The organism is Azovibrio sp. (assembly GCF_049658005.1).
Classification (GTDB): domain Bacteria; phylum Pseudomonadota; class Gammaproteobacteria; order Burkholderiales; family Rhodocyclaceae; genus Azovibrio.
This window is the reverse complement of record NZ_JBASOH010000043.1, coordinates 1-6,368: the sequence shown is the minus strand read 5'-3', so window position 1 is coordinate 6,368 and position 6,368 is coordinate 1. Positions and strand designations below refer to the sequence as shown.

General features: G+C 64.7%; 8 protein-coding genes. All 8 read left to right on the top strand.

Annotation, left to right across the window (positions count from 1 at the left end; translation table 11 throughout):
* Positions 1 to 468, top strand: a 468-nt coding sequence (locus tag WBH99_RS04720) for a nuclear transport factor 2 family protein (protein WP_424218960.1), incomplete at its 5' end; no start/stop codon positions are given.
* The gene (locus WBH99_RS04715; protein WP_424218959.1) at positions 468 to 1,796 is read left to right on the top strand and encodes a L,D-transpeptidase family protein; all 1,329 of its coding nucleotides are present in this window, start codon (positions 468 to 470) and stop codon (positions 1,794 to 1,796) included. The genes WBH99_RS04720 and WBH99_RS04715, both read left to right, overlap by 1 nt.
* Before the next feature lie 43 nt (positions 1,797 to 1,839).
* On the top strand, positions 1,840 to 2,397 hold the full coding sequence (locus tag WBH99_RS04710; protein ID WP_424218958.1) for a peptidylprolyl isomerase: 558 nt from the start codon (positions 1,840 to 1,842) through the stop codon (positions 2,395 to 2,397).
* A 9-nt stretch (positions 2,398 to 2,406) separates the two neighbouring features.
* Positions 2,407 to 2,898 (top strand): peptidylprolyl isomerase, encoded by a 492-nt coding sequence (locus tag WBH99_RS04705; RefSeq protein WP_424218957.1) that lies wholly within the window; start codon positions 2,407 to 2,409, stop codon positions 2,896 to 2,898.
* Positions 2,899 to 2,914: 16 nt separating this feature from the next.
* On the top strand, positions 2,915 to 3,655 hold the full coding sequence (locus WBH99_RS04700) for a UDP-2,3-diacylglucosamine diphosphatase (RefSeq protein ID WP_424218956.1): 741 nt from the start codon (positions 2,915 to 2,917) through the stop codon (positions 3,653 to 3,655).
* A 66-nt stretch (positions 3,656 to 3,721) separates the two neighbouring features.
* On the top strand, positions 3,722 to 3,991 hold the full coding sequence (locus tag WBH99_RS04695) for a type II toxin-antitoxin system Phd/YefM family antitoxin (RefSeq protein WP_424218955.1): 270 nt from the start codon (positions 3,722 to 3,724) through the stop codon (positions 3,989 to 3,991).
* A complete protein-coding gene (locus tag WBH99_RS04690) occupies positions 3,988 to 4,377 on the top strand; it encodes a type II toxin-antitoxin system VapC family toxin (RefSeq protein WP_424218954.1) in 390 nt (129 codons plus the stop codon). The genes WBH99_RS04695 and WBH99_RS04690 overlap by 4 nt, the downstream gene beginning before the upstream one ends.
* Before the next feature lie 53 nt (positions 4,378 to 4,430).
* A complete protein-coding gene (gene recQ, locus WBH99_RS04685; RefSeq protein ID WP_424218953.1) occupies positions 4,431 to 6,281 on the top strand; it encodes a DNA helicase RecQ in 1,851 nt (616 codons plus the stop codon).
* Positions 6,282 to 6,368: the final 87 nt, after the last annotated feature.

Genomic DNA, 6,368 nt, shown 5'->3' with positions numbered 1-6,368 from the left:
GCCCCCAGGATGCCGGTTGCCACCGTGGTCACTACCACGCCAGGTGCCGCCACGCCAGGTGCCACCACCAAGAGCCCGCCGGCCGCCACGCCGACGGCCCCGGCAACTCCAGCCCCGGAAGCGCTCGATCCGGCTGTCCAGGAAGTCTCCAGGGCCCTGGCGGCCTGGGCGGCAGCCTGGTCGAAGCAGGATGTGAAGGGCTATCTCTCCTTCTATGCGCCCAACTTCGACACCCCCAAGGGCATGAGCCGCAAGGCCTGGGAACAGGAACGTCGGGAACGGATCAGCCGCCCCAGCTGGATCAAGGTCAGCTATGACCCCCCGAAGATTTCCGTGGACGGCAACAAGGCGACCGTACGCATCCGCCAGCACTATCAGGCTTCCAACTTCAAGAGTTCCTCCAGCAAGACCCTGGTCTTCACCAAATCTGGCAATAGCTGGCTCATCCTCAGCGAAGATTCCCGTTGATGCGGTTGCGTCGTTTGCTGACAGGTGCGCTGGCCACGATGGGTGTGGTCGGCAGCATGTGGGTCATGATCCGCCCGGATGCAGGCAAGCCGGTCGAACCGATCGGGGTAGCCGCGGCCTCGGTGGCCGCCGCCCCGGTTCAGGACCCGCCCAAGGATGTCATGGCCACCATCGGCCAGTTGCTGGGCAGCACGCCAGACGCCGCCACCCCCGCCGCCACCCTTTCCGATTCCGGCCCGGAACCCCAGCTTGAGCGAATCTTTGCCGAAATCGAGGCGCGCCGCCTGGATGCCGCCCTGCAACTGGCCGAAGGCCTGATCCAGCGTTACCCCAACTTCCGCCTCGCCTACCTGATCAAGGGCGACCTGCTGCTCGCCCGGGCTCGCCCCATCAGCACCTTCGGCGCCGCCCAGGAAGCCCCCGCTGACCGCATTGCCGACCTGCGCGAAGAAGCTTTTTTGCGGCTCCAGGGCTACAAGAACAAACCCCCGGCCGACTACGTGCCGCGCTACCTGCTGCAAATGCGCGAGGACCAGCAGTACGCCATCGTCGTCGATACCAAGAAGGCCCGCCTCTACCTGTACAAGAATGACAAGGGCCGGCCCCGCTTCATGGCCGACTACTATGTGACCCAGGGCAAGCTGGGTTCCGACAAGATGACGGAAGGCGACAAGCGCACCCCCATCGGCGTCTACCACGTCACCTCCAGCCTGCCCCGGGAAAAGCTGGCCGACCTCTACGGCCACGGCGCCTTCCCCCTCGACTATCCCAATGAATGGGACAAGCGCCATGGGCGCAGCGGCTCCGGCATCTGGCTGCACGGCACCCCTTCCGACACTTTCTCCCGTCCACCGAAAGCCTCCGACGGCTGCGTGGTACTGACCAACCAGGATTTCGACACCCTGGGCAAGAGCATCCAGGTGGGCCTGACCCCGGTCATCATCAGCAACGACATCGAATGGCTGTCCCTGGATGACTGGCAGAAGGAGCGGGCCGAGCTCAATACCGCCATCGACACCTGGCGCACGGACTGGGAAAGCCGGGACACGGATCGTTATCTGCGCCATTATTCCCGCGCTTTCCAGAGCGACGGTCAGGACTTCGAAACCTTCGCCCAGCAAAAACGCCAGGTCAATCAAGGCAAGGCCTGGATCAAGGTGCAGATCAACAATCTTTCCCTGTTCCGCAACCCGGGGCAGGAAGAAGTCGTCGTGGTCACCTTCGACCAGGCCTACGACAGCAACAACCTCAGCAACACCATGAAAAAACGCCAGTACTGGGCCCGTGAAAAGGGCCACTGGAAGATCATCTACGAAGGGGCCGCCTGAGCCCTGGCTCCGGCCCCACCCCCGTTTGCAGGAGAAAATCCCCATGTTGCGCGCACTCATTCTGGCCGCCGGCCTCGCCGCCTCCACCCTGGGCTGGGCAGCCCCCACCGTGGAACTGGAAACCAGCCAGGGCAGGATCGTTCTGGAACTCAACGATGCCAAAGCCCCCAAATCCGTGGCCAACTTCCTCCAGTACGCCCGGGACGGCTTTTACAACGGTACCGTGTTCCACCGGGTGATTCCCGGCTTCATGATCCAGGGCGGCGGCTTCGATTCCAGGATGAACCCGAAGGAAACCCGCGAACCCATCGAGAACGAAGCCAGGAACGGGCTCAGGAACAGCCGCGGCACCATCGCCATGGCCCGGCGCCCCGACCCCCACTCCGCCACCTCCCAGTTCTTCATCAATCTGGTGGACAACAAGAACCTGGACTACCCCTCTTTCGACGGCTGGGGCTACGCCGTATTCGGCAAGGTCACCGCCGGCATGGACGTGGTGGACAAGATCGCCAAGGTCCCTACTGGCCGCTCCGGTCCCCACCAGGACGTGCCCAACGAAGCTGTCATCATCCAGTCCGTCAAAATCATTTCCGAAAAGTGAGCCATCAACATGATCAAGCTGCAAACCAACCTCGGCACCATCACCCTCGAGCTGGATGCCGAAAAGGCCCCCGTCACCGTCAGGAACTTCCTCCAGTACGTGCAGGACGGCTACTATGACAACACCCTCTTCCACCGGGTCATCGATGGTTTCATGATCCAGGGTGGCGGCTTTGAGCCCGGCATGAAGCAGAAGGACACCCGCGAGCAGATCGAAAACGAAGCCGCCAACGGCCTCAAGAACAAGCGCGGCAGCATCGCCATGGCCCGCACCAACGATCCCCACTCCGCCACCGCCCAGTTCTTCATCAACGTCTCCGACAACGATTTCCTGGACTTCAAGGCCCCGTCCGGCAGCGGCTGGGGCTACTGCGTCTTTGGCGAAGTGGTGGAAGGCATGGACGTGGTGGACAAGATCAAGTCCGTCAAGACCGGCAACAAGGGCTTCCACCAGGACGTGCCCGTGGACGACGTCATCATCGAAAAGGCCGAAGCCATCTAAGGCTGGCCGGACCGGCTTGATCTACTTCATCTCCGACCTGCACCTGTCGCCCCGGACCCCCGGGGCGATTCGTCTTTTCAAGGCCTTTCTGGCGCGCATCGCCCACCCGGATGTCGCCAGAAACAACCGCCTCTACCTCCTCGGCGACTGCTTCGAGACCTGGGTCGGCGACGACGACATGGAAGATCCCTGCCACCAGGAGATCATCGCCGCCCTCGCCCAGGCCAGCGCCGCCGGGCTTGCCATCCACCTGCAGCACGGCAACCGCGACTTCCTCCTGGGGCAAGACTTCGCCCGGGCCGCCGGCCTCACCCTGCTGCCCGACCCCTATGTGCTCTCCACCCCGCAATGGCAGTTCGTCCTCTCGCACGGCGATGCCCTCTGCACCGACGACGAAGCCTACCAACAGTTTCGCGCCCAGACCCGCAGGCCGGACTGGCAGGCCGCCTTCCTGGCCAAGCCTTTGAGGGAACGCCTGGCCATCGCCGCACAGCTACGCCAGCAGAGCGAAGCCGCCAAGCGCGAAAAATCCGCCTACCTGATGGACCTCAACCCCGGCGAAACCGACGACTTCCTGCGCCAGCATGGCTACGCCACCTTCATTCACGGCCACACCCACCAACCCGCCACCCACGACCACATCGTGGACGGCATCCATGTGGAACGCTGGGTGCTGGCGGACTGGAGCGAGGACCGGGGTGAAGCGCTAAGCTGGGATGGGGCGCAATTGCGGCGGGAATCGTTGCTACCTAGCTGACGCCGTTCCGGCTTGTTGCCGAACCCATGCTAGACTAAGACCGGACTAACCCCTGAAAGCCCTGCCATGCAAACCATCAACATCCATGAAGCGAAGACCCATTTCTCCCGCTTGATCGAAGCAGTGGAAAAGGGCGAGGAAGTGGTCATCGCCCGGGCGGGTCAGCCCGTGGCGACGCTCACCGCTTACCGCCCGGCACCCAACAAGCTCGCACCACCGGGCAGCATGCAGGGGCGGGACTGGAGTATGCAAGAAGATTTCGACGCCCCTCTGGATGACATTTTCGACTGCCTGCAGGCAGAAGCTCAGCCCCGTGATATGGGTGCGCCCCGATGAGGCTATTACTGGACACCCATTTCGCTTTCTGGTGGCAGACCGGGGATGCACGCATCACCGCCTCGGTGCGGAAGGTGATCGAATCAGCAGAGGCCGTTTTCGTCAGCCGGGCATCCCTGTGGGAACTTACCATCAAGGCCGGGCTGGGCCGTCTGCACATCGACCTGCCAGTCTTTGCTGCCCAAGTGGAAGCCATGGGTTTTACCTGGCTGGACATTCGTAATGAGCACATCCTGGGGCTTGCCGGACTGCCAGCCTGCGACGACCACAAGGACCCTTTCGACCGCCTGCTGGTGGCCCAATCCCGGACCGAACCCCTGATCCTGCTCACGGTGGGCAGCAAGCTGGTGCGCTACGCTGACACGGTGAAGCTCGTCGGAGACTGACTCCCTCGCTCAGCCTGCGTGAAGCCCTGCCAGCGTGGGATAATCCCGCCTTCATGCCTGCCCCCATGCCTGCCGCCCTTTCGTCTTCCCCCTCTGCCCTCGACATCCTCCGGCACACCTTCGGCTACCCGGCCTTTCGCGGCCAGCAGGCGGAGATCATCGCGCATGTGGCCGGCGGCGGCGATGCCCTGGTGCTGATGCCCACCGGCGGCGGCAAGTCGCTCTGCTACCAGATTCCTGCCCTCATGCGCCGCGGCGTGGCGATCGTCGTCTCGCCCTTGATCGCCCTGATGCAGGATCAGGTGGATGCCCTCACCCAACTCGGCATCCAGGCGGCGCTCCTCAATTCCACCGTGGCCTGGGAAGAGGTGCGGGAGACCGAACGGCGTCTTTTTGCCGGCGACCTCGACCTCCTCTACGTGGCCCCGGAACGGCTCATGACCGAGCGCTTCCTGGCGCTCCTGGATGGCCTCGCCGAAGGCGGCCGCCTGGCCCTGTTCGCCATTGACGAAGCGCATTGCGTCTCGCAGTGGGGCCACGACTTCCGCCCCGAGTACCTGCAGCTTTCCGCCATCCACGAGCGCCACCCGGACGTGCCGCGCATCGCCCTCACCGCCACCGCCGACGAGGCCACCCGGCGGGAGATGATCGTCCGCCTGGGCCTGAGCGAGGCGCGGGTCTTCCTCTCCAGCTTCGACCGGCCCAACATCCGCTACACGGTAGTGGAAAAGGACAATCCCAAGCGCCAGCTCCTGGATTTTCTCGGCGGCCACCGGGGCGAGGCCGGCATCGTCTATTGCCTGTCGCGCAAGAAGGTGGAGGAGATCGCCGCCTGGCTCAGCCAGGAGGGCCACCCGGCCCTGCCCTACCACGCCGGCCTCGCTACCGAGGTGCGGGCCGCGAACCAGCGCCGCTTCCTGCGCGAGGAGGGGCTGATCATGGTGGCCACCATCGCCTTCGGCATGGGCATCGACAAACCGGACGTGCGCTTCGTCGCCCACCTCGACCTGCCCAAGAGCCTGGAAGCCTACTACCAGGAAACCGGCCGCGCCGGGCGCGACGGAGAACCCGCCGAAGCCTGGATGAGCTATGGCCTTCAGGACGTGGCCCTGCAGCGTTCCCGCATCGACGATTCCAGCGCCGGCGAGGCGCAAAAGCGCCTGGAAAGCCAGAAGCTGACGGCGCTGCTCGGCTATGCGGAATCGCCGCGCTGCCGCCGCGTGGTGCTGCTCGACTACTTCGGGGAAGTCAGCCAGCCCTGCGGCAACTGCGATGTCTGCCTCGACCCGCCGGAATGCTGGGACGGCACCGAGGCGGCGAGAAAGGCCCTGTCCACCGCCTACCGCACCGGCCAGCGCTTTGGCGCCAAGCACCTGATCGACGTGCTGCGCGGCAAGGAAAACCCCAAGATCCGGGAATACGGCCACCAGCAGCTCTCCACCTGGGGCATCGGCGCCGATCTGGACGAGCCCGCCTGGCGCGCCGTATTCCGCCAGCTGGTGGCCGCCGGCCTGCTCCATGCGAACATGAACGAATACGGGGCCCTGAAGCTCACCGCCGCTGCCAGGCCGGTTTTGAAGGGCGAGCAGTCCGTGGAACTGCGCCGCCCGCGCCGCGCCCCAAAGCCGGCGCGCAGTTTCAGCCGGGGCGACAGCACGAGCCCGATCACGGCCGACCTCGGCGCGCAGGCCCTCGCCCTCTTCGAGCGTCTGCGCCAGTGGCGGGCGGCAACCGCCAGAGCCCAGGGAGTGCCGGCCTACGTGATCTTCCACGACCGGACCTTGAAGGAAATCGCCGAACTGCGGCCTTCCAACCGGGACTACCTGATGCGCGTGCCGGGCTTTGGCGAAGCCAAGATGGCGCGTTACGGGGAGGAGATCCTCGCCCTGGTGCAACAAGCCTGAAACCTCGGCCTGCAATCTCGGCCTGCAATCTCGGCCTGCAATCTCGGCCTGCAATCTCGGCCTGCAACCTCGATACCGCCTCAAACC

Excerpts from the sequence above, each read along its gene's own strand:
- WBH99_RS04705 (WP_424218957.1), top strand. The coding sequence starts at position 2,407 with ATGATCAAGCTGCAAACCAACCTCGGCACCATCACCCTCGAGCTGGAT.
- WBH99_RS04690 (WP_424218954.1), top strand. The coding sequence starts at position 3,988 with ATGAGGCTATTACTGGACACCCATTTCGCTTTCTGGTGGCAGACCGGG.
- WBH99_RS04695 (WP_424218955.1), top strand. The coding sequence starts at position 3,722 with ATGCAAACCATCAACATCCATGAAGCGAAGACCCATTTCTCCCGCTTG.
- recQ (WP_424218953.1), top strand. The coding sequence starts at position 4,431 with ATGCCTGCCCCCATGCCTGCCGCCCTTTCGTCTTCCCCCTCTGCCCTC.
- WBH99_RS04710 (WP_424218958.1), top strand. The coding sequence starts at position 1,840 with ATGTTGCGCGCACTCATTCTGGCCGCCGGCCTCGCCGCCTCCACCCTG.
- WBH99_RS04715 (WP_424218959.1), top strand. The coding sequence starts at position 468 with ATGCGGTTGCGTCGTTTGCTGACAGGTGCGCTGGCCACGATGGGTGTG.